Source organism: Lysinibacillus sp. KCTC 33748, assembly GCF_002237755.1.
Taxonomy (GTDB): domain Bacteria; phylum Bacillota; class Bacilli; order Bacillales_A; family Planococcaceae; genus Lysinibacillus.
The window spans coordinates 25,471-45,480 of record NZ_MWSJ01000028.1; the positions used below are offsets into that span (position 1 = coordinate 25,471).

General features: G+C 37.2%; 23 protein-coding genes, 1 pseudogene and 1 other annotated feature. Of the genes and pseudogenes, 21 read left to right on the forward strand and 3 right to left on the reverse strand.

Going from position 1 to position 20,010, the window contains the following annotated elements; genetic code table 11:
• Positions 1–162 precede the first annotated feature (162 nt).
• Positions 163–1,209, reverse strand: coding sequence for an Ig-like domain-containing protein (locus B1B04_RS22395; RefSeq protein WP_240518374.1), 1,047 nt, complete (start codon positions 1,207–1,209; stop codon positions 163–165).
• Between the two features lie 132 nt (positions 1,210–1,341).
• Positions 1,342–1,863: a PH domain-containing protein gene (locus tag B1B04_RS22400; RefSeq protein WP_079563604.1), complete on the reverse strand. Its 522-nt coding sequence runs from the start codon at positions 1,861–1,863 to the stop codon at positions 1,342–1,344.
• Between the two features lie 255 nt (positions 1,864–2,118).
• On the opposite strand from B1B04_RS22400, the gene B1B04_RS22405 reads away from it, so the two are divergent.
• The 17 genes and pseudogenes from B1B04_RS22405 (at position 2,119) to B1B04_RS22485 (ending at position 14,686) form a co-directional block, all read left to right on the forward strand.
• Positions 2,119–3,198 (forward strand): GTP pyrophosphokinase, encoded by a 1,080-nt coding sequence (locus B1B04_RS22405; RefSeq protein WP_079563565.1) that lies wholly within the window; start codon positions 2,119–2,121, stop codon positions 3,196–3,198.
• 131 nt (positions 3,199–3,329) lie between these two features.
• A pseudogene (radC, locus tag B1B04_RS22410) lies at positions 3,330–3,629 on the forward strand (RadC family protein); the annotation flags it as partial.
• A gap of 628 nt (positions 3,630–4,257) precedes the next feature.
• On the forward strand, positions 4,258–5,277 hold the full coding sequence (locus B1B04_RS22415) for a rod shape-determining protein (RefSeq protein ID WP_079563567.1): 1,020 nt from the start codon (positions 4,258–4,260) through the stop codon (positions 5,275–5,277).
• Positions 5,278–5,290: 13 nt separating this feature from the next.
• Positions 5,291–6,202 (forward strand): rod shape-determining protein MreC, encoded by a 912-nt coding sequence (mreC, locus tag B1B04_RS22420; protein WP_079563568.1) that lies wholly within the window; start codon positions 5,291–5,293, stop codon positions 6,200–6,202.
• Complete coding sequence (gene mreD / locus B1B04_RS22425; RefSeq protein WP_079563569.1) at positions 6,202–6,726, forward strand: rod shape-determining protein MreD; 525 nt, start codon at positions 6,202–6,204, stop codon at positions 6,724–6,726. The genes mreC and mreD overlap by 1 nt, the downstream gene beginning before the upstream one ends.
• Before the next feature lie 27 nt (positions 6,727–6,753).
• Positions 6,754–7,422: a septum site-determining protein MinC gene (gene minC / locus B1B04_RS22430; protein ID WP_079563570.1), complete on the forward strand. Its 669-nt coding sequence runs from the start codon at positions 6,754–6,756 to the stop codon at positions 7,420–7,422.
• A gap of 1 nt (position 7,423) precedes the next feature.
• The gene (minD, locus tag B1B04_RS22435) at positions 7,424–8,221 is read left to right on the forward strand and encodes a septum site-determining protein MinD (RefSeq protein ID WP_079563571.1); all 798 of its coding nucleotides are present in this window, start codon (positions 7,424–7,426) and stop codon (positions 8,219–8,221) included.
• 93 nt (positions 8,222–8,314) lie between these two features.
• Positions 8,315–8,869, forward strand: a complete 555-nt coding sequence (locus tag B1B04_RS22440; RefSeq protein ID WP_079563572.1) for a M23 family metallopeptidase — start codon at positions 8,315–8,317, stop codon at positions 8,867–8,869.
• Complete coding sequence (locus B1B04_RS22445; RefSeq protein WP_079563573.1) at positions 8,859–9,470, forward strand: zinc metalloprotease; 612 nt, start codon at positions 8,859–8,861, stop codon at positions 9,468–9,470. The genes B1B04_RS22440 and B1B04_RS22445 overlap by 11 nt, the downstream gene beginning before the upstream one ends.
• 45 nt (positions 9,471–9,515) lie before the next feature.
• Positions 9,516–9,591: a sequence feature (ribosomal protein L21 leader region), on the forward strand.
• Between the two features lie 14 nt (positions 9,592–9,605).
• The gene (rplU, locus tag B1B04_RS22450; protein WP_036124117.1) at positions 9,606–9,914 is read left to right on the forward strand and encodes a 50S ribosomal protein L21; all 309 of its coding nucleotides are present in this window, start codon (positions 9,606–9,608) and stop codon (positions 9,912–9,914) included.
• A 16-nt stretch (positions 9,915–9,930) separates the two neighbouring features.
• Positions 9,931–10,287: a ribosomal-processing cysteine protease Prp gene (locus B1B04_RS22455; RefSeq protein ID WP_079563574.1), complete on the forward strand. Its 357-nt coding sequence runs from the start codon at positions 9,931–9,933 to the stop codon at positions 10,285–10,287.
• On the forward strand, positions 10,284–10,583 hold the full coding sequence (gene rpmA, locus B1B04_RS22460) for a 50S ribosomal protein L27 (RefSeq protein WP_079563575.1): 300 nt from the start codon (positions 10,284–10,286) through the stop codon (positions 10,581–10,583). Before B1B04_RS22455 ends, rpmA begins: the two co-directional genes overlap by 4 nt.
• Before the next feature lie 137 nt (positions 10,584–10,720).
• Positions 10,721–11,248 (forward strand): Spo0B domain-containing protein, encoded by a 528-nt coding sequence (locus tag B1B04_RS22465; RefSeq protein ID WP_079563605.1) that lies wholly within the window; start codon positions 10,721–10,723, stop codon positions 11,246–11,248.
• A 5-nt stretch (positions 11,249–11,253) separates the two neighbouring features.
• Positions 11,254–12,543, forward strand: coding sequence for a GTPase ObgE (obgE, locus tag B1B04_RS22470; RefSeq protein ID WP_079563576.1), 1,290 nt, complete (start codon positions 11,254–11,256; stop codon positions 12,541–12,543).
• 23 nt (positions 12,544–12,566) lie between these two features.
• Complete coding sequence (locus B1B04_RS22475; RefSeq protein WP_079563577.1) at positions 12,567–13,022, forward strand: ACT domain-containing protein; 456 nt, start codon at positions 12,567–12,569, stop codon at positions 13,020–13,022.
• Between the two features lie 368 nt (positions 13,023–13,390).
• Positions 13,391–14,266 (forward strand): prephenate dehydratase, encoded by an 876-nt coding sequence (gene pheA, locus B1B04_RS22480; RefSeq protein WP_079563578.1) that lies wholly within the window; start codon positions 13,391–13,393, stop codon positions 14,264–14,266.
• 30 nt (positions 14,267–14,296) lie between these two features.
• Positions 14,297–14,686 (forward strand): thiol-disulfide oxidoreductase DCC family protein, encoded by a 390-nt coding sequence (locus tag B1B04_RS22485; protein ID WP_079563579.1) that lies wholly within the window; start codon positions 14,297–14,299, stop codon positions 14,684–14,686.
• A gap of 814 nt (positions 14,687–15,500) precedes the next feature.
• On the opposite strand, the gene B1B04_RS22490 is transcribed toward B1B04_RS22485, so the two are convergent.
• Positions 15,501–16,034 carry a transcription repressor NadR gene (locus tag B1B04_RS22490; protein ID WP_079563580.1) on the reverse strand — a complete coding sequence of 178 codons (534 nt, stop codon included), beginning with the start codon at positions 16,032–16,034 and terminating at the stop codon, positions 15,501–15,503.
• Positions 16,035–16,176: 142 nt separating this feature from the next.
• Here B1B04_RS22490 and B1B04_RS22495 point away from each other — a divergent pair, with 142 nt between their 5' ends.
• The 4 genes from B1B04_RS22495 (at position 16,177) to ruvB (ending at position 19,997) form a co-directional block, all read left to right on the forward strand.
• The gene (locus B1B04_RS22495) at positions 16,177–17,190 is read left to right on the forward strand and encodes a LysM peptidoglycan-binding domain-containing protein (protein WP_079563581.1); all 1,014 of its coding nucleotides are present in this window, start codon (positions 16,177–16,179) and stop codon (positions 17,188–17,190) included.
• A 70-nt stretch (positions 17,191–17,260) separates the two neighbouring features.
• Complete coding sequence (locus B1B04_RS22500) at positions 17,261–18,058, forward strand: phosphotransferase (RefSeq protein WP_079563582.1); 798 nt, start codon at positions 17,261–17,263, stop codon at positions 18,056–18,058.
• Positions 18,059–18,353: 295 nt separating this feature from the next.
• A complete protein-coding gene (gene ruvA, locus B1B04_RS22505; protein WP_079563583.1) occupies positions 18,354–18,974 on the forward strand; it encodes a Holliday junction branch migration protein RuvA in 621 nt (206 codons plus the stop codon).
• Between the two features lie 18 nt (positions 18,975–18,992).
• On the forward strand, positions 18,993–19,997 hold the full coding sequence (ruvB, locus tag B1B04_RS22510; protein WP_079563584.1) for a Holliday junction branch migration DNA helicase RuvB: 1,005 nt from the start codon (positions 18,993–18,995) through the stop codon (positions 19,995–19,997).
• Positions 19,998–20,010: the final 13 nt, after the last annotated feature.

A 20,010-nucleotide genomic window follows, 5' to 3' on the forward strand; every position in this document is an offset into this window, starting at 1 on the left:
GTTGTTTATTAATGTAAGATTTCATATTTTTCCTAAACCTAAACTTCAAAAAAAGCCCAGGTACTCAATTAATTGATATGCTCCCTATTAGGTAGACAGATTAAAAAATAAAATCTGTTTATCTAAGGGGAGCATATCATTGAGTACCTGGTCTTTTTACGTTTAATATTCTCTTACTTCAAATGAAGCAATCTTATCATGTACGATATATTCTGTTACATTTTTATAAGGTGAAATTGTTTTTGAAAATTTGAATGTCGAAGTACCTTGTGCACTTTCAAACCAATTTAAGTAATTGTTTAAAACGGTATTTGTAACATCATATTCTTTTGTTATACCGTTCACCAATGTGATACTTAGAATAGCATTCGATGATTCATTGTTTAATTTTTTAACGATAATTGTAGCAGTCGCAACTAGTTCAGTGTTTTCGACCTTAGCAGTAATAATTGCTTCACCTTCACGAAGGGCAGTTACATTACCATTTTGATCTACAGTTGCAATAGATTCATCACTAGAAGTCCATATTACATTTGCTGTATCTGGGGTAACTGTTGCAGTTAATTTATCTTGGCTTCCTTCTAATAGTTCTAAATTATTTTTGTCTAATGTGATGGATTCACCGTTAGGAATCTCGTTTTCTGATAATAAAGTTCCTTCGACATCAATTGCATCGATATCAAGATATCTACCGGTTGTGTCTTTAATTACCACATTGTGGATTTTATTTTCTAAATTTGTTTTTTCAAATGCTAAATAAGTTGGTAGTATACCAGTACTAGAAGTAAATTTTGTTGAAAAAACATAGCTTTCACCATCAATAATTATGTTAACACTCTCGGAGCGATTACTAGATGTATTAACAATAATCCTAAGTTTGGAACCTTTAAAATTGAATTTGAGCAATTTGTCAGGGCTATCGGAAATATGTCTTGTTCCATTCCAAGAATACGGATAAATAGTATTGTTATCCCATTTTCCTTCGTATTTTATTTTTGCATTTGAATCGTCATACCTTTTCCAACCCTTTTCAGGCTTTTTTAAAATATCTAGGACTACTGCACTATTATCAGGAGTATTATTTAAATTAGTTACTCCTTCCTCATAATCAACTACTTCTGTAGCAGAAGCACTTTCAACGTTAAAACTTACTAGTACTAACAGCATTAACGCTAAATAAATAAAACCTTTCTTAAATGAATTTACCACTTATGTATCCTCCTTTAAATTAACAAGGCTATTATAAATAACCTATAAAAACAACCTTAACCAATACAATACTTATTTACCATAATAAATATCTTGTATATTTAATAATAAAAAAGCCACTCAAACGAGTGACTAGATCCCTAACAATTGCTTTTTCTTCGCGTCAAATTCTTCCTGAGTGATTAATTCATCCTCTAACAGTTCCTTCAATTCACGAATTTCATCGGCAACATCGTACATGTCCTTTTCCTTCTTAGCAGATGGAGCAGACGCAGTTTTATTTATTGTCTTTAAGTTCTCGATACCTGATTTAATTTCAAGTGCAATATGAGCTGGCACATCGTCAATGATAGCTACGTTTCCAGTAGATACGATTTCAATTTTTGAGTAAACAAGTTTGTTAGAAATGTTGATACTGCTAATAGAAGATAAAGGAATGCTTCTTTCATCGTTTGAAACAATGCCTTTAATCTCATGTAATAAGATACGTTGGTCAGTGACATAAAGCTGTTTTGTACCTTTAACGGATGCACATACAGCGAGTAGCGTTTCGCCTTGTTCTGTCAGTCTATCGTCAAACATTTGAATTTGTTTCGCCATTGCTTTCTTCTTTCCAAAGCCTGCAAATTTAATTGTTTCTGCTATTGTATCCATGTCATGCACTCCTTACAGAATAATGTAATTTAATTCTATAGAAAATCTTGCCAATAGTACATATAAAAAAAGATTACCAAGATTAGTTTTCTGCCTATCGTAGATTTCAATTTAAAAGATATTTCTTCTCCAACTAAAGCAACCTTTGCTTCCTTGTTAGTATATTCACTTAAATAATTATTTATATATTGAATTTATGGATAATATAGGTTTAATATATTTATTAGATATGTAATAAATTGAGGGGGATATAGGGTGGAAAATACTAATGATTTAGTAACGGAATACGAAAAAAAAAGACCAAAATACATTGCTTTTACAGATAGAATAGTTCACTTGTTAGAAGAGCTACTTATTAATAATGAAATTAATATTCATAATATTGAGGGTAGAGCAAAAGAAGTCAATAGTTTTAGAAGTAAAATTATAAAAAAATCTAATAAATACGTAAATCCATTAAATGAAATTACTGATTTAGCAGGTGTAAGAATTATTACATATTACCAAGATGATGTTGAGTTAGTAGAAACGTTAATAAAAGATGAATTTAAAGTTGATGATAAGAACTCGCTTGATAAGGGGGCACTCCTCAAATCGAATGAATTTGGATATAGATCAGTTCATTACATATTATCACTTTCAGAAGAACGATTAAGATTACCCGAATGGTCAAAATATAGAGAATATAAATTTGAAGTTCAAATTAGAACTGTGTTACAACATGCTTGGGCATCCATTTCACACTCTATACAATACAAGCATGAAGAAGAAGTACCTAACGACTTAAAAAGAAAACTCTTTAGACTTGCGGGTATTTTTGAATTGGCTGATGAAGAATTCATGGATGTGAAAAAAAAGAATAGTGCAATCATCGCTAAAGTTAAGAGTAGTAGTAAAGGAGATGGATTGGAATTTTTTGGACTTAATCTTTTGACGATAACTGAATACATACAAAATTCATCGAATGTTAAAATTCTTGTAGAAAATGCCGAAGAAGTGGGATTTAATTTGGACTATGAACGGTTTAATACAGATGAAGTACACAAAGATTCTGCTTTACAATTAATATTAATATGTAAGCTCTTTGGAATAAAAACGATAGGACAATTAGACAGTATAATTAAAGATAACTTAAGCGAATCTTCTGGTGTCTTCAGAAACATTTACCATGGTTCTGGGTGGTCAATTTCTAATTACTTTGCAGTAATTTTTTTGTTAATTCATATATATATACAGTCTATTGATGTTCTAACTCTCGTTGAAATGGGGTGGGATGAAGATATAGCTGAGAGAGTAATAGAACAATTAAGAGAATATAAAAAAAGTATTGTGTAGTTCTGTATTATTAAGAGAATATTTCAACATTGAAAAAGACCACTCCGTGATGGGTGGTCTTAATGCTATATAATAGAAGAAATACATCTACAATCATCATTTTATTAATAGTTTGTATTTATGTTAAGTTGGTAGTTCTTTTTTTGAATGTGAAAAATCAAATTATTCATAGAAAGACAATTTTTATAGGCAGTCTAAATGCTTCGATTGTCCATCCAAGGGAGATATATCGCGAAGCTGTAAAAAGATCTGCCGCTTCTATAATTTGTGCACATAATCATCCTAGTGGCGTTCCAACACCTAGTGATGAGGATATTGAAGTGACGAGAAGAATTTTAGAGGCTGGTTATATTATAGGCATAGATTTAATCGATCATCTCATCATCGGTGATCATCAGTTTATTAGTTTGAAAGAAAAAGGATATTTTTAACTCTGCAATATATTTTGCAGAGTTTTTTTATTTAGTTTAAAGATGACAATCTCTAGCTAAATAAGATTTGTTGAGGTATATAATTAAGATTGTAGAGTGGTCACCGAATCATTTCGTGAAGCCTCACAGTGTTCCTTGTTTCTAAAATTTAGTGAAAATCAAATCGCTCCATTATTTTACAAAAAAAATTTTTTTGTATTTTTTTGCGAAAAGCTAATAATGAAAACGAACCTTTTCTTATAGAATACGTTATTGTATTCATAGAAATGTCTATAATATTCACAAAAATTGGTAGCCTATTACACGTTGTCTTACAAGAATAAAAATTATATGCTAATCTATACGTACTGTTTTTGTTTGGGAGGGAATTAAAATAGTATCTTTTCCGTGAGAAGAGGTATGTGGCACTATAAATTCTTGCGTTTTTCCGTTATAATGAACGGTATGATTTTATTTTTATTCAGAAAAAGACTCTCATTCCAACAGGTGTGAGATAATTGAGTGTGTAGTTTTTTTCAGTAGGTGTCTAACACCGAGTGAATGAAGATAAAGCCTCGGGGTGTAAACGCGCCGAGGTATAAGTTGATGTCAACGAAAGTATGGCTTAAATAGAAAGGGAGTACACAAATTGTTTGGATTAGGAAATAAAGATGTCGGGATTGACCTTGGCACAGCGAATACATTAGTGTTTATTAAAGGGAAGGGAATCGTTTTACGCGAACCTTCAGTCGTAGCGAAAAATACAAAAACTGGAGATATCGTTGCAGTAGGTAACGATGCAAAAAATATGATTGGTCGTACACCTGGCTCAATCGTAGCAATTCGTCCTATGAAAGATGGCGTTATTGCTGATTTTGATATTACTACAGCAATGATAGAATACTATTTAAAAGAAGCTTGTAAAAATTCTGGTGGTAATTGGAAAAAACCGAATGTTATGATTTGTGTGCCTTACGGTATTACATCGGTTGAACAACGTGCGGTTATTGATGCTGCTCGCCAAGCAGGTGCTAAAGAAGCCTTTACAATTGAAGAGCCATTTGCAGCAGCAATCGGTTCAAACTTACCAGTATGGGATCCAACAGGGTCAATGGTCGTTGATATCGGTGGTGGTACAACAGAGGTAGCGGTTATTTCATTAGGTGGTATTGTAACAAGTGAATCCGTGCGTGTCGGCGGGGATGCAATGGACCAATCCATCATTTCGTATATTCGTAAAACATATAACTTAACAATCGGTGAACGTACTGCGGAAGCAGTGAAAATGGAAATTGGTACAGCGTTGGCTGAAGGTCCAGAAGAAAAAATGGAAATTAGAGGGCGCGATCTTTTAACAGGATTACCGAAAACGATCGAAATTTCATCACAGGAAATTTCTGAATCATTACGTGAAGCGGTAGCATCTATTATTGATGGAGTTCGAAAAACGCTTGAACAAACACCTCCTGAATTATCTGCAGACGTAATGGAACGCGGAATTGTCCTAACAGGTGGCGGTGCGCTATTAACAAACTTAGACAAAGTTATTAGCCAAGAAACTAATATGCCAGTATTTATCGCAGAAGATCCACTAGACTGTGTTGCTATTGGTACAGGTAAAGCTTTAGAACATATTGACTTAATTCGTCAACAACAAGTTAAAGGGTAAGGAGGTTTAGGCAATGCCACACTTTTTTTTCAATAAGAAATTAATTTTGCTGCTTGTGGGCATGGTTTTTATTGTGGCATTGATTAGCTTCTCATTACGTGAACGGACTAATGCAACTTTACCAGAGCAAATTATTAAAGACACTGTCGGCGTCGCACAATCTATTGTTGCGAAGCCGGCGAATTATATTGCTGGTGTTTTTGATAATATTGATTCCCTCTTAAACACGTACGAAGAAAATAAACGTTTAAAAGCACGCTTAGATGAATTTGTTGCTGTACAAGCTGAGGCATCGGACTTGAAATCTGATATTAAAAAGTTTCAAGAGCTTATGGACAAATCGGAAAGCTTAAAAGCATATGATCCGATTCATGCCACAGTTATTGCTAGAAACCCTGACCAGTGGGAAGACAAAATTATTTTAGATAAAGGATCTTCACACGGTGTAGAAAAAAATATGGCAGTTATGACAGCGAAAGGTTTAATCGGTAAAGTTACTAAAGTGACGCCTTTTACCTCTACGGTAGAGCTTTTATATTCAAATAATCCAAACTATCGTGTTTCTGCGATGGTTCCAGGAGATAAACAAGCATACGGTTTAATCGAGGGCTATGATAAAGAGCGTAATGAACTCATCATGAAGCGAATCGATTCAAGAGTAACAGTTAAAAAAGGTCAACAAGTAGTTTCATCGGGACTTGGCGGTATTTTCCCAAAAAATGTGCCAATCGGAGAAATAACTGAAGTAAGTACAGATGATCATGGCTTAACGAAAATGGCTTATGTAAGACCATCTGCTGATTCTTCAATTTTAGATTATGTTGTTATTGCTAAACGTTCCTCTACGATGATAGATGGATCTGATGGTAATAAATCGAACGGAGATTTAACACATCCACAACAGGGTAACGAGGAGGTTGAATAATGGTTCGATTTCTCATTCCCTCTGTGGCAGTTTTACTATTTTTACTAGAACCAGAGTTTGCTATGCTTTCACCGATTGAAGTGAAAGGGCATATCTATTATTTGGTCCCTAGATTTTTAATCTTATATTTAATATTTATATCCATCTATTACAGCCGTCAACGAGCGGTAATGTATGGACTTTTTTTTGGTGTCTTGTATGATGTGTTTTACATTGATATTATTGGATTATATTCAGTACTGTTTCCGCTAGTATGTTTTTTAGCAGGGTCAATTGTGAAAGTTATTCATCAGCACTTAGTTGTGACAACGACGATTTCAGTTGTTTTAGTAGCAATTTTAGAATTTATACTTTATCAATTCTTCTATCTTATCGACTTTACAACGATTCCATTTTCGGATTTCTTACGTTCACGACTACTGCCAACGATCATTGCTAATGCACTATTTTTAATGATTCTTGGTTGGGCCTTCAAGTATCTGATTAATGCGCGTGTCTTACAGAGAGCACGTGAAGTTTCTTAACAAAGAGCAACGTGGGGTGAGGCATTCATGAAAAAACAGTTAGTTAATATGAAGGGAACAAAGGATGGATTTGTTCTTCATTTAGACGATCAATGTGCGTATGTCGATTTAGTAGAAGAGCTAAAAAAGAAAGTTTCAGAGAGCGGTATCGATAGTAAAGTAGATGTACAATTATATTTGGGCTATCGATACTGTTCTGATGAACAAATCAAAGAGCTTATTAAAATTGTTCAGGAAACAGAGCAACTAATCGTTTCAAAAGTGCAAAGTGAAGTACTGACTGTCCATGAGAGCAACCAGAAAAGGATTGAAAGTCAACAAGATACATATTTAGGTGTGGTCAGATCGGGTCAAGTTCTACGTTCGCCAGGCGATATTATTATCGTAGGGAATGTCAATCCGAACGGGCGTGTAGAAGCAGCTGGCAATGTGTATGTCCTAGGTAAACTTAAAGGAATTGCACATGCTGGTGTTCATGGTAATAAGGAAGCAATCATTGCAGCATCTTGTTTTGAAGCCACACATATCATGATTGCTGATCAGGTTCAGGCAATGTCAGACGAACATGTAAAAACGATTAATCAAGAAGAGATGACTTGTGCATTTATTGGCTATGATGGGCGCATTACGTACGATCAAATTCACGCGTTAAAAAATATTCGACCATTGTTAAATGTGTCTAAGGGAGGAAGCTAGTGTGGGAGAAGCGATCGTCATAACTTCAGGTAAAGGCGGCGTCGGAAAAACGACGACAACGGCTAACCTTGGGACTGCATTGGCTCTACAAGGTAAAAAAGTATGTTTAGTAGATACAGATATTGGCTTACGTAATTTGGACGTGATTTTAGGTCTTGAGAATCGAATTATTTATGACTTAGTAGATGTTGTTGAAGGGCGCTGTAAGATTCATCAAGCGCTAATAAAAGATAAACGTGTAGATGAAAAACTATTTTTATTACCTGCTGCTCAAACGACAGATAAAAATGCTGTTAAACCTGAGCAAATGAAGAGCTTAGTAGAAGAATTAAAAAGAGATTATGATTATGTTTTAATAGACTGTCCAGCGGGCATTGAACAAGGCTATCGCAATGCGGTTGCTGGTGCTGATCATGCAATTGTAGTAACAACGCCAGAGATTTCTGCTGTGCGTGATGCTGATCGAATTATTGGCTTACTCGAACAGGAAGAAATTACGGCACCTAAACTAATTATTAACCGTATTCGCCAGCATATGATGAAAAGCGGTGATACTTTGGATGTGAATGAAATTACAACACATTTGTCTATAGATTTATTAGGAATAATTGTAGATAATGAAGGGGTTATTTCATCGTCCAATAAAGGTGAACCAGTAGTAATGGATCCTGCTAATAAAGCATCTCTTGGCTACCGTAATATTGCTCGAAGAATACTTGGAGAGTCTGTACCACTTATGGCCATTGAAGATGAACATAAAGGTGTATTTTCAAAACTAAAAGCGTTATTTTCAAAATAATCATCAACCTTTTCGTGCATTTGTACGAGAAGGTTTTTTCTTTGTGCATGAATGGACATGCAAGCTCATATAGTGTGAAAAAAGGATGAGGGCTTGTTTAAAAAATGGAAATGGTTGGTCGCGATATTACTTGTGGCTGCAACTATGCTAGTAATTCGTTTAGAGGATCAAGGCGTATTGGAAACACCGGTGCGAAAACTTGTTACAACATCAGCTGATTTGACTTATTTAAGCGAGCTCGGACAAAGCTGGTTAAATAAAGATGATGCAACAATTTTAGTATCGAGTGATGTTGGACAAACTGAACTATTAACATTTGCCAATGCGGAAGTTTTTAAGGAAGGCTTTTTATTGCAATATGACATGGGCTTACCGGTTTATGCTGGAAAGAGTGGTCTTGTCGTTTTTACCGGTCATACAAAATATACTGGTAAAACAATGACAATCAGTTATGACGATGGTACAACTGTATCCTATGGTATGCTAGATAGTTTAGCACAACTTCCATACACAACAGTGCAGGCAAACGATTTAATCGGCATGAAAGAGACGGGGCAACTCTATATCTCAATTGAGAAAGAAAAGGCACAATATAATTTGGAGCAGATTGTACAGTGGCTTGAAACAGCGGAGTCCAATGAAAATTAAACTGCATCTTCTATGTATCCCTCTCGTATTTTTAATGATTTTTACCGGTCAAATTGCTTATTACGCTATTATTTTATCTTCGTTATTATGGCATGAAGCAGGTCATTTGTTAATGGCGATGCTTTGTGGCGTTAGCGTAAAATCATGCGTAATTACACCTTACGGAGGGGAAATAGAATTTGAAAATCCAGCGGCTGTGCCAGCAACGTCACTCCTTTGGATTGCCTTAGGGGGACCAATCGCTACAATATTAGGGATTGGCCTCGCTTTTTTTATGCCAGAGCTGCTTGCGACTAAGCTTATTAATGTGCAACTTGTGCTATTAGCAATCAATGTTATACCGATTATTCCATTGGACGGTGGCAGAATATTTTTAGCGTGCTTATTTTTATTCAATCCAAGTGTTCGTGCGTTTGAATATTACTACTGGCTTTCTCTTATAATTGCCTTTATACTATTCATGATAACTTTAAGTTACCTTCCGCAATCTATTTTTATAGCAATTTTATGTTTATTTATATGGCTTCAAGTGTTAAAGGAATGGAATTATCGAAAATATCGTTTAGCATTTGAGAAATATGTAATGAAAAGATTGACTTGATAGAAATCGTGTGGTAATATTTTAATGTTATTGTTTGTAGCACCTGTGCTACTATAACCGCTCTGGAAAGGTTTAAGTATCGTATGATCACCTTTATAAACAGGCGAGTCTGAGTCTATGAGGAGGTGCAGTAAAATGTACGCAATTATTGAAACTGGTGGTAAACAAATCAAAGTAGAAGCTGGTCAAGAAATCTATGTTGAAAAATTAGGTGTAGAAGCTGACGAGGTTGTAACTTTCGATAAAGTTTTATTCGTAGGTGGCGAAAACGTTAAAGTTGGAGCTCCATTCGTAGAAGGCGCTACTGTAACAGCGAAAGTTGTGAAAGAAGGCCGTGCGAAAAAAATCGTTGTTTTCAAATTGAAAGCTAAAAAGAACTACCGTCGTAAACAAGGTCACCGTCAACCTTACACAAAATTAGTTGTTGAAGCTATCAACGCTTAATTATGAGGTGTAGCGAATGATACAAGTTACGATTCATCACAATGAAAATAGACATGTGTCAGCATTTGAATTTTCAGGACATGCGGAATACGATGAATCTGGTAAGGATTTAGTATGTGCAGGAGCATCTACCATTGCCATCGGTACGGTAAATGCTATTTATGCACTATTACAATTACAGCCAGAAGTCGAACAAGCTGCTGAAGGTGGAGGCTATCTTAAGGTAGACTTACCATCAGATTTAGAGCCTGAGATTGATGCAAAACTACAGTTAATTGTCCAAGTAATGACAGCCCAAGTGTATTCTATGGTGCAAAATTACGGACAATATATCCAAATCAACTACAACCAAGTAGGAGGTGGAACACAATGAAATTATTATTAACTTTAGACTTACAATTTTTCGCATCTAAAAAAGGTGTAGGTTCTACTAAAAACGGACGTGACTCTGAGTCTAAACGACTTGGTGCTAAACGTGCTGATGGCCAATTCGTAACTGGTGGTTCAATTCTTTACCGTCAACGCGGTACAAAAATTTACCCAGGTACAAACGTAGGTCGTGGTGGTGACGATACACTATTTGCTAAAGTTGACGGCGTTGTAAAATTCGAACGTTTAGGTCGCGATCGCAAACAAGTATCTGTATACCCAGCAACACAAGAAGCTTAATCTTTTATAAGATAACATAAAGCGGAGGACTGCATTTATTGCAGTCCTTTTTTTGGCTAAATTTCGATGAAGATTTAAGGGAAAAATACAGCAAAACTTGTTATACTAGTAAGGATAACTTTATTGGAGTGAATGGGATGAACAATCAATCACTAACCATTAGTGAAGTAATACGTTTTGCAAATCATGATTATGTGAATCAGCTGCAGCTTATTCGCATGAATTTAGATTTAGGTAGAATTGATGAATCAAAAAAACTTATTCAAAATTATTCAGAACAGTTACAAGTACTTTCTATCCTTAATCGAATACAATTACCGCAAACAATCGAATGGCTGCAAACGGCAGGCTGGCGCTATCCTTCATTGCCAATGAAGCTTAGTGGTGATATAAAAATGCCTGTCACAAATACGATTGATTCGGAAGTTGTAGATTACTTAAACAAAACAGTTATGCATGTTTATGATACATTAGATCCATTTACAGAGCAGAGCTTAGCGCTCGATGTACGTGTTGACGATCATACATTTGCCGTGACATTTACGCTAAATGGGCAATGGAGTGCTGATGCATTCACCGAAAAAGGTTTGAAACAATTAGACATTCAAACAGTGGAAGAGACAAATACGTCTTGGATATATGTATTGAGTGCAAGCAGGGAGTGAATTAAATGTTTGTCGATCACGTCAAGATTTATGTAAAAGGTGGCGACGGTGGGGATGGAATGGTAGCCTTCCGTCGTGAAAAATTTGTACCGAATGGTGGTCCTGCTGGTGGCGATGGTGGTCACGGTGGGAATGTTGTCTTTCAAGTTGAAGAAGGTCTGCGAACGTTAATGGATTTCCGTTACAAACGCAACTTCAAGGCTGACCGTGGTGAGCATGGTATGAGTAAAGGGATGCATGGTAGACGTGCAGATGATTTAATCGTTAAAGTACCACCGGGCACGGTTGTAATGAACGAAGAAACAGGCGTTGTTATTGCGGATTTAGTAGAGCATGGTCAACAAGCGATTATCGCAAAAGCTGGTCGCGGTGGCCGCGGGAATTCCCGCTTTGCAACACCAGCCAATCCTGCTCCAGAACTTTCTGAAAAAGGTGAGCCAGGACAAGAATTAAATGTTATATTAGAGCTGAAAGTACTAGCAGATGTAGGATTAGTTGGCTTCCCAAGTGTAGGTAAATCAACATTATTATCTGTTGTTTCTGCGGCAAAGCCAAAAATAGGTGCTTATCATTTCACTACAATCGTACCGAACTTAGGAATGGTTGAAACGGATGATCATCGTAGCTTTGCAATGGCCGATTTACCAGGTTTAATCGAAGGTGCGCACGAAGGTGTTGGTCTAGGTCACCAATTCCTCCGTCATATTGAACGTACACGTGTTATCGTACATGTAATTGATATGTCGGGTATGGAAGGGCGCGATCCTTATGAAGATTACTTAACAATCAATGATGAGCTAAAACAATATAATCTTCGTTTAACAGAGCGTCCACAAATTATTGTGGCAAATAAAATGGATATGCCAGATGCAGAGGAAAACTTAGAAATTTTCCGTGAAAAAGTGGGCGATGATGTGAAAATATTCCCAGTATCAGCGGTTTCTCGCCAAGGTTTAAAGCCAGTATTATTTGAAATTGCTGACTTACTGGAAGTAACTCCAGAATTCCCATTATTCGACGATCTAGATGAAGAATCAGATGCAACGGTACTTTACAAACACCAATCTGAAGCAGATTCAATCGAAATCTCTCGTGATCCTGATGGTACATTCATTCTTGGTGGATATGCGATTGAGCGTATCTTCAAAATGACAGACTTCAGCCGCGAGGACGGTGTACGTCGTTTTGCACGCCAATTACGTGGTATGGGCGTCGATGAAGCATTACGTGAACGTGGTGCACAAAATGGCGATATTGTACGCTTATTGGAATTCGAATTTGAATTTGTCGACTAAGAATAGGTTTTAGGGGGAAGCGTATGAAGAATGTTGCGAATCAGCGATATTATTTAGTTCGTGAAGATGTTTTAACGGATGCTATGCAAAAAACTTTGGAGGCGAAACACTTACTTTCAAGTGGTACGGTAACTTCCATTTGGGATGCGGTAAAGCAGGTGGATTTATCGCGTAGTGCGTTTTACAAATATCGTGATGCTGTATTTCCTTTTCACTCAATTGTGCAGGAACGCATTTTAACAGTCTTTGTACAGCTTCAGGACCGTAAAGGAACACTTGCAAAGCTTTTAGAAACAGTGACAATTACGCATTGCAATGTACTGACTATCCATCAGACGATACCGATTCAAGGACGTGCTAATGTTACGTTGTCGCTAGATGTCACTAGTATGACATGTGAACTTGATGATTTAATACAGCAACTTAAACGTTTAGATTTTGTAGAGTCAGCGGAAGTAATTAGTTCGGGTGCATTGTAATGACTGACAGCATGTTTAAATTTTTGACAAAATGTAAATAAGCTCAAAAGGAGCAGTCCCATGTGATGTAATGATCACTTCATGGGACAGCTCCTTATTCTATATCGATAGAGAAAATTCATAGAGAAGAGGAATGGATAACCATAGAGGCTCCGGAGCGTTTGGGAAGCTTCATACTATGCCTTACCTAATATTTGATGTAGAATAAAAGGAGTTTTTTAGGAATTAAAAATTCCGAATTTTTACATTAGTGAAACTAAAGAGGCTTGTCTCCAAAAGTTAGGGATGACATTTGTTAAAACGTATATCATGTATATACGTTTTGGTGGTGAGCCAATTAAATAAAACCATGAACAGGAGGAAATGTTATGACAGAGCAACAATGGGAAAAACGAATAGGATATTTAGGACCTGAGGCATCATTTACATACTTAGCAACAAAGGCAACTTTTCCGAATGAGTGGCTTGTCCCTTGTTCTACAATTCCAGAATGTATTGAGGCGGTAGCGAAGGGGAAGGTGGATTTAGCAGTTGTACCACTGGAAAATGCTTTAGAAGGATCTGTATCGTTAACGCTTGATTATTTATTTCATGAGGCGACCTTATATGTTACAGGTGAGCTTCAGTTAAAAATACAGCAGCATTTAATGGTCAATAAAGCGCAGAAAGACAATTGGGAATCAATCACAGGAGTTTATTCACACCCACATGCTCTAGCCCAATGTCATAAATATTTATTTTATCGTTTCAGCCATGCTCCGTTACATCAAACGACATCAACGGCAGCAGCGGCAAAATTTGTATCCGAAAATCCTAATGAGTGCATTGCCGCAGTAGGAAATGCAGCGGCAGCAGAAAAATATGGCTTAGAAATCGTTCAAACTAATATTCATGACTTCCATTTTAACCATACACGATTCTTCGTATTATCTAAGCAAAATAAACGATTACCGCAAGAATTATCAGATGGACAGGCGAAGACAACTTTCATGATTACATTACCAATAGATCGTTCAGGGGCGTTACATCAAGTATTATCAGTTTTCGCATGGCGACAGCTAAATTTAAGTAAAATCGAATCACGCCCATTAAAAACGGGCTTAGGCGATTATTTCTTTATGATTGATGTTTTAGCAGATGAAAAGGAGCCAATGATGCGTGGGGCTATGGAAGAACTAGCTGCACTTGGTTGCAAAGTGAAGTCACTTGGGACATACTTTACTTATCGAACATCAGACGAGTAATCAATGTCGTCTTCGCTAGGAGGAAATTGTATGGGCGGCGTTATTTTATTTGACGGAGTGTGTAATTTTTGTGATAGCAGTGTGCAATTTATTATCAAATATGATCATGCAGCATATTTTCAATTTGCATCCATCCAGAGTGATGCAGGGCAGGCGTTTCTTGCTCAATACGAAATACCAGAAAATATCGATAGTGTCATATTAATTGAGCATGGGAAGGTCTATTTTGAATCTACTGCAGCACTTAAAATTTGTAGGAGATTAAATAGTTTTTGGCCTGTCTGCTATGTTTTCATTCTTATTCCTCTATTTATACGAAATATAATGTACCGACTATTTGCTAAAAATAGATATCGTCTTTTTGGACGGAAAGAAAGTTGTTTATTGCCAACACCTTCACAACGAAAAAGATTTCTTTAACTTTGAAGCTATCCAATTAATGTGGATGAAAGCTAGATAAAGTATGGCTCTTCTGCAAAACGAGGGGGTGATTTCCGTTCCGACTGAGCGCTTTCCTGGGGGCGTCCGATGAGTCGCTTCACTCGCAAGGCTCGCTGCAGGGTCTCATCTGTGACGCTAATCCCCAAGGAGTCGCTCAGTCTCCACTCCAATCAACCATTTCTCATAGTATGTATATTCTAGCATGTCACTTAAAACATACAAAAAACTTCGCAGAAGTTTTTTGTGCGTAAGAGTAGTCGAGAATACTGTAACAGCAGTCTTACAGTCGCGTCACTGTTATAAGTTTATTCCGTTTGATTAAGTAGCTAGCATTCATTTTTGAAATGCATTGCCATCATAGTTTTCAACAAAATGCGCTATCCAATTAATGTGGATAGCTCTTTTTTTGAAATTGCAATAGCATTTTCCATATGATTACATAAATAATGAAATAAGCTTCAAAAAATTAAATAATAATATTATCAGGTTGTCGATAGAGAAAAAAGAGGATTATATTTGAGTGATATATAAGGATTTTTTTGTTGCTATTTTGCTAATATATCCCCATTTTAACTGATTGTAGCGTAGGGCTACTCGACTCCCGCGGGAAAGCGAGTAGCCCGTAGCGGAAATCAGCCTTTCGAATTAATTAGAATGTATAAATGGTTAATCAATACACCTGATAGTAAACCATATAAATTCATTTAAATAGAAAGCTGCTAGTCTCCGTGAAGGCTAGCAGCTTTGAATCAATTATTTGATTTTATACATTATGGAAGGAAAATTTGTTGACTTATTGATCGACAACTAAATAGCCTTTTTTTCGTAAAGTAAGCTCAATTAAATCTAAAATTTCAACAGAAGGCGCGGAAATAACATGAAGATGTGTACCACCTGTTAGTTCGGATAAATAACTTGCTTGTGTTTCGTTGACACGTTGAATAAATTTTTTTACCTCATGACGGTTAGAGACCATAATGGATGCAGTAATTTCTCCATAAATAGGATGTTCAACAATAACATTTTTTACTGTCCCACCGCAATCAACTATTGTTATCAGTTCATCTTCTGCATTTTCTGCTGTATGAAAGCAAGGAATTGTCCGTTCAACGGTCTGCTGTATTTGTTCCTGATGCATATAAAGATATCCTTGGCTAGTAGCAATAATAGGCTCATTCCTAGCCTTTAATAATGTCATATCATTAACAATGACTTGTCTAGAAACATTAGCGAATTTAGCTAGGTCTGTCCCTGTTATAGGTGCTGTGCTGTTTTTTAGTTGTGCTAGAAGTTGCAGTCGGCGTTCTTCGCCTAACATTTTTTTCATAAGAGATCACCTCTGCTTGTAATAAAGGAAGCAGTTTTCCTTAAAACCTAGTGTACCATGAAGCCTTTCTAACATGGGTGAATTTTTTGTATCCAATTGGAACATTGAACATATGATACGAAGAGAGGAAGGGAGGAAAAAATTGCGTATTCATATTGTCCAAAAGGGAGACACGTTGTGGAAGATTGCGAAAGAGTACGGAGTTTCATTTGAAGATTTAAAGCGGCTTAATGCCCATCTCGCTAACCCAGACTATATTGTACCGGGCATGGAAATTATCCTACCTGAAAAAATAAACAAAGAACCACATAGAGAACATCATCGAGAAACAGATCGTGGAATGCATAGAGATGGACATAGAGAGGGGGGACATAGAGACGGACATAGGGAATCACATAAAGAGGGACACAAGGAACATATGCATAAGGAGTCACCTACAAAGCACTTTAAGGAAAAAGAAGTACAGCGACCAATGCCACCACCAATTATTGCACCACCACCACCAATGCCAGAACCACAGATGATTCCAATTCCGTATCCAATGCCGATGCCGATGCCGATGCCTCAGCCAGCGCCAGTTGAGCTTAGCTGGAATCAACAAGTTGTCATGCCAAGTGTAGAGCAAACTGTATCACCAATTCAAATTCAACCACCACCACAACCTGTAGCCCAACCGACGCCAGCACCAATGCCAATGCCGCAACCGATTTTTATCATGCCACAAATGCCAGCAGTACCACATTGTGCAAGCTGCCATCAGCCAGTGCATCATCATATGTATTGGCCAATGCCGATGCATATGCCAATGCCAATGGAGCCGCAAGTTGAGGCGTATACAATGCCAGAGCAACCATCATGTGAAATGGGATGCGAAAAAGTTGCTGGGGTAGGGGATTTCTTAGAATCTAGTACATCTCCATTCTTCCCTATGAAACCAGAATTTGAAGCTATGCCGGAAATGGAACAGCCTTGTGGTTGTCATGCTCAGCCAGCTATGATGCCAAATTGGCACATGGACCCATGTTTCTGTCAGCCACCATGCCCGCCACCATGTCCACCACCATGTCCATCACATTGCCCAATGCCGTATTCGTCAGTAGGACCATGGATGTCACCGCACTTTTTCCCAGGCGGGATGACGCCTTATCGATGGTGAAAAAGCGTATATCATTGAAGAAGTAAAGCCGAATATTTGGAAGTATAAATATCAATCCAATAATTATTTTGTGAAACGAGCAAAGCAGATAGAAATAGCAGAAAAGGTGAGGGCTATTCATCGACAGCTTGGATATCTAGAACCCTCGTTGATTTTGCCTTTAATGAAAAGTGATGACGAGTATTTAATCGTGCAAGATTGGCAAGAGGGAAGTCATGGTGCTAATTTTGCTCGTAAAAAAGATCGGAAGGAATCACTGAAGTTATTAAATATGTTACATGATACACATAAAAAAATTGCTTGGCAACGTGTGCCAGGCTTGCACACATATTCACAGCTTTTAAAATGGCAAATGCGTTTTATGCGTTTTAAAAGCAGACGGAAAGAGTTTCGCCCATTTTTAACAAAAGAAGAAATCGATCAAATTTTACATTATAGTGAGAAATCATTACAGTTAATCGCGCAGGAAGATGTACCTGAAAAAGAAATAACGCTTTTACATGGAGATGTCGTACATCATAATTTTTTATGGTGCACAGATGGTGAATTACGTTTAATCGATTTTGATCTGGCTCACCTTGGAGAAGCGGATGATGAATATATTTTATGGTTGCATCGTGTACTGCCAGCTGTAAATTATGACCTTGGTAAAATATTTGCAGAGCTACCAGAGATGAAACGATTAGATAAAAAAAAGCTACATCGTTTAAAATATCCAAATGAGCTATTACGTGAATGGCTTTTTGCAATAGATTTACCATTAGCTCAGCAGCTGGTATTTTTAGATTATTTAGTGCCATTTACAAAACGAGCTCTCACATATTGGCCAAAACTGTGGTACGATATTGATAAAATGATAAAGAAATGACCGTCTTTCGGCGGTCATTTTTGTCTGTGAATGAATACTTGTGCCATTTCTTAATGGTAAGGAAATTATAGATTCTTAACTGTGTATAACCTAGAGCATAGTTTTCGTCTAGGCTAAAGCGCTACATTCTCGAGGTCGTTTCGATCCCTCGGGAAAAAGTGGTGAATCACTTACTTTTGCTTCGGGCTCTCTAGCGCTTGTCGGATGTAAACGAGCGCTTTAGCGCATTTGTTATAGTCGAGCATTCGTTCGCAATATGCTATAATCGAAGACGATGATTGTGAGGGATTATAGAATGTATGATTATTTAAACGGGCAAATAAAGCGTATAACTCCTGAGTATATCGTCCTAGAACAACAAGGGATAGGCTGGCAGCTGAATACACCTAATCCATTTGCGTTCAGGACATCAGCACTTGAACAACAAATTTATGTACATTTGCATGTACGCGAGGATGCACAAGTGTTATATGGCTTTCCAAATTTAGACCAACGAGAGCTGTTTCGTAAACTTATTTTAGTGTCAGGGATTGGACCAAAGGGTGCGCTTGCTATTTTAGCTACTGGGAATCCACAACAGGTTATCAGTGCCATTGAACGAGAGGATGAATCGTTTTTAGTAAAGTTTCCTGGTGTCGGTAAGAAAACGGCACGTCAAATGATTCTAGATTTAAAAGGTAAACTTGGCGGATTGTTAGATACTATTGAACTACCAAGTACAGAAGATGAGCTACCGTTATTTGGTGTGAATCCATATAAACATGAGCTTGAAGAAGCTATTCTTGCCTTAATGGCACTAGGTTATTCTGAAAAAGAACTAGAAAAAATACGACCACAGCTCGAAGATAACGACAAGCTTGAAACAACAGATGCATTTATGAAACAAGCTTTACAATTGCTATTAAAGTTAAAATAGTGAAAGGGGGGAAAGTACATGTCTGAACGTATGATGGCTAGTGAGGCAGGTAGCTATGATGAACATTTTGAATTATCTTTACGCCCACAAAGATTAGCACAATATATTGGTCAACATAAGGTAAAGGAGAATTTACAAATTTTCATTGAAGCGGCAAAGCTTCGTCAGGAAAGTTTAGATCATGTGCTGTTATATGGACCACCCGGACTTGGGAAAACTACATTAGCTGCTGTCATTGCTAATGAAATGAATGTCAATGTGCGCATGACTAGTGGCCCTGCTATCGAACGTCCTGGCGATTTAGCAGCTATTTTAAGCTCACTGGAGCCAGGAGATGTGCTATTTATTGATGAAATACATCGCCTGCCTCGTGCAATTGAAGAGGTGCTTTATCCTGCCATGGAGGATTTTTGTTTAGATATTGTCGTTGGTAAGGGCCCTGAAGCGCGTTCTGTAAGACTTGATTTACCGCCATTTACACTCGTGGGTGCAACAACAAGAGCAGGTGCATTATCAGCACCTTTAAGGGATCGCTTTGGCGTATTATTAAGATTGGAGTATTATGATAATACTTCACTTGCAGAAATTGTTGTACGTAGTGCACTTTTATTTGATGTTGATATTGAACAAATAGCAGCACTTGAAATGGCAACTCGCTCACGTGGTACACCTCGTATTGCTAACCGTCTGCTAAAACGAGTACGAGATTATGCACAGGTGCTTGGAGATGGTATGATAACGGAGGGACTTGCTAAGCAAGCGCTTGAGCTATTACAAGTCGATCCTAGAGGGCTTGACCATATTGACCATAAACTTGTGACCAATATGATTGAGCGCTTCCGAGGTGGCCCAGTAGGCTTGGATACGTTGGCAGCATCTATTGGTGAAGAACGCGTTACAATTGAGGATGTGTACGAGCCATATTTGATGCAAATCGGCTTTATACAACGGACGCCGCGTGGACGTGTGGCAACACATTTGGCCTACGAACATTTTGGATATGAATATCCCCAACAAACCTAGAAGAAGGAAGTAT

What these genes read in the sequence shown, in the direction of transcription:
- B1B04_RS22400 (WP_079563604.1), bottom strand. Translation starts at nt 1,863, where the DNA reads ATGGATACAATAGCAGAAACAATTAAATTTGCAGGCTTTGGAAAGAAG.
- mreC (WP_079563568.1), top strand. Translation starts at nt 5,291, where the DNA reads ATGCCACACTTTTTTTTCAATAAGAAATTAATTTTGCTGCTTGTGGGC.
- mreD (WP_079563569.1), top strand. Translation starts at nt 6,202, where the DNA reads ATGGTTCGATTTCTCATTCCCTCTGTGGCAGTTTTACTATTTTTACTA.
- minC (WP_079563570.1), top strand. Translation starts at nt 6,754, where the DNA reads ATGAAAAAACAGTTAGTTAATATGAAGGGAACAAAGGATGGATTTGTT.
- B1B04_RS22445 (WP_079563573.1), top strand. Translation starts at nt 8,859, where the DNA reads ATGAAAATTAAACTGCATCTTCTATGTATCCCTCTCGTATTTTTAATG.
- rplU (WP_036124117.1), top strand. Translation starts at nt 9,606, where the DNA reads ATGTACGCAATTATTGAAACTGGTGGTAAACAAATCAAAGTAGAAGCT.
- B1B04_RS22455 (WP_079563574.1), top strand. Translation starts at nt 9,931, where the DNA reads ATGATACAAGTTACGATTCATCACAATGAAAATAGACATGTGTCAGCA.
- rpmA (WP_079563575.1), top strand. Translation starts at nt 10,284, where the DNA reads ATGAAATTATTATTAACTTTAGACTTACAATTTTTCGCATCTAAAAAA.
- B1B04_RS22465 (WP_079563605.1), top strand. Translation starts at nt 10,721, where the DNA reads ATGAACAATCAATCACTAACCATTAGTGAAGTAATACGTTTTGCAAAT.
- obgE (WP_079563576.1), top strand. Translation starts at nt 11,254, where the DNA reads ATGTTTGTCGATCACGTCAAGATTTATGTAAAAGGTGGCGACGGTGGG.
- B1B04_RS22475 (WP_079563577.1), top strand. Translation starts at nt 12,567, where the DNA reads ATGAAGAATGTTGCGAATCAGCGATATTATTTAGTTCGTGAAGATGTT.
- pheA (WP_079563578.1), top strand. Translation starts at nt 13,391, where the DNA reads ATGACAGAGCAACAATGGGAAAAACGAATAGGATATTTAGGACCTGAG.
- B1B04_RS22485 (WP_079563579.1), top strand. Translation starts at nt 14,297, where the DNA reads ATGGGCGGCGTTATTTTATTTGACGGAGTGTGTAATTTTTGTGATAGC.
- B1B04_RS22490 (WP_079563580.1), bottom strand. Translation starts at nt 16,034, where the DNA reads ATGAAAAAAATGTTAGGCGAAGAACGCCGACTGCAACTTCTAGCACAA.
- ruvA (WP_079563583.1), top strand. Translation starts at nt 18,354, where the DNA reads ATGTATGATTATTTAAACGGGCAAATAAAGCGTATAACTCCTGAGTAT.
- ruvB (WP_079563584.1), top strand. Translation starts at nt 18,993, where the DNA reads ATGTCTGAACGTATGATGGCTAGTGAGGCAGGTAGCTATGATGAACAT.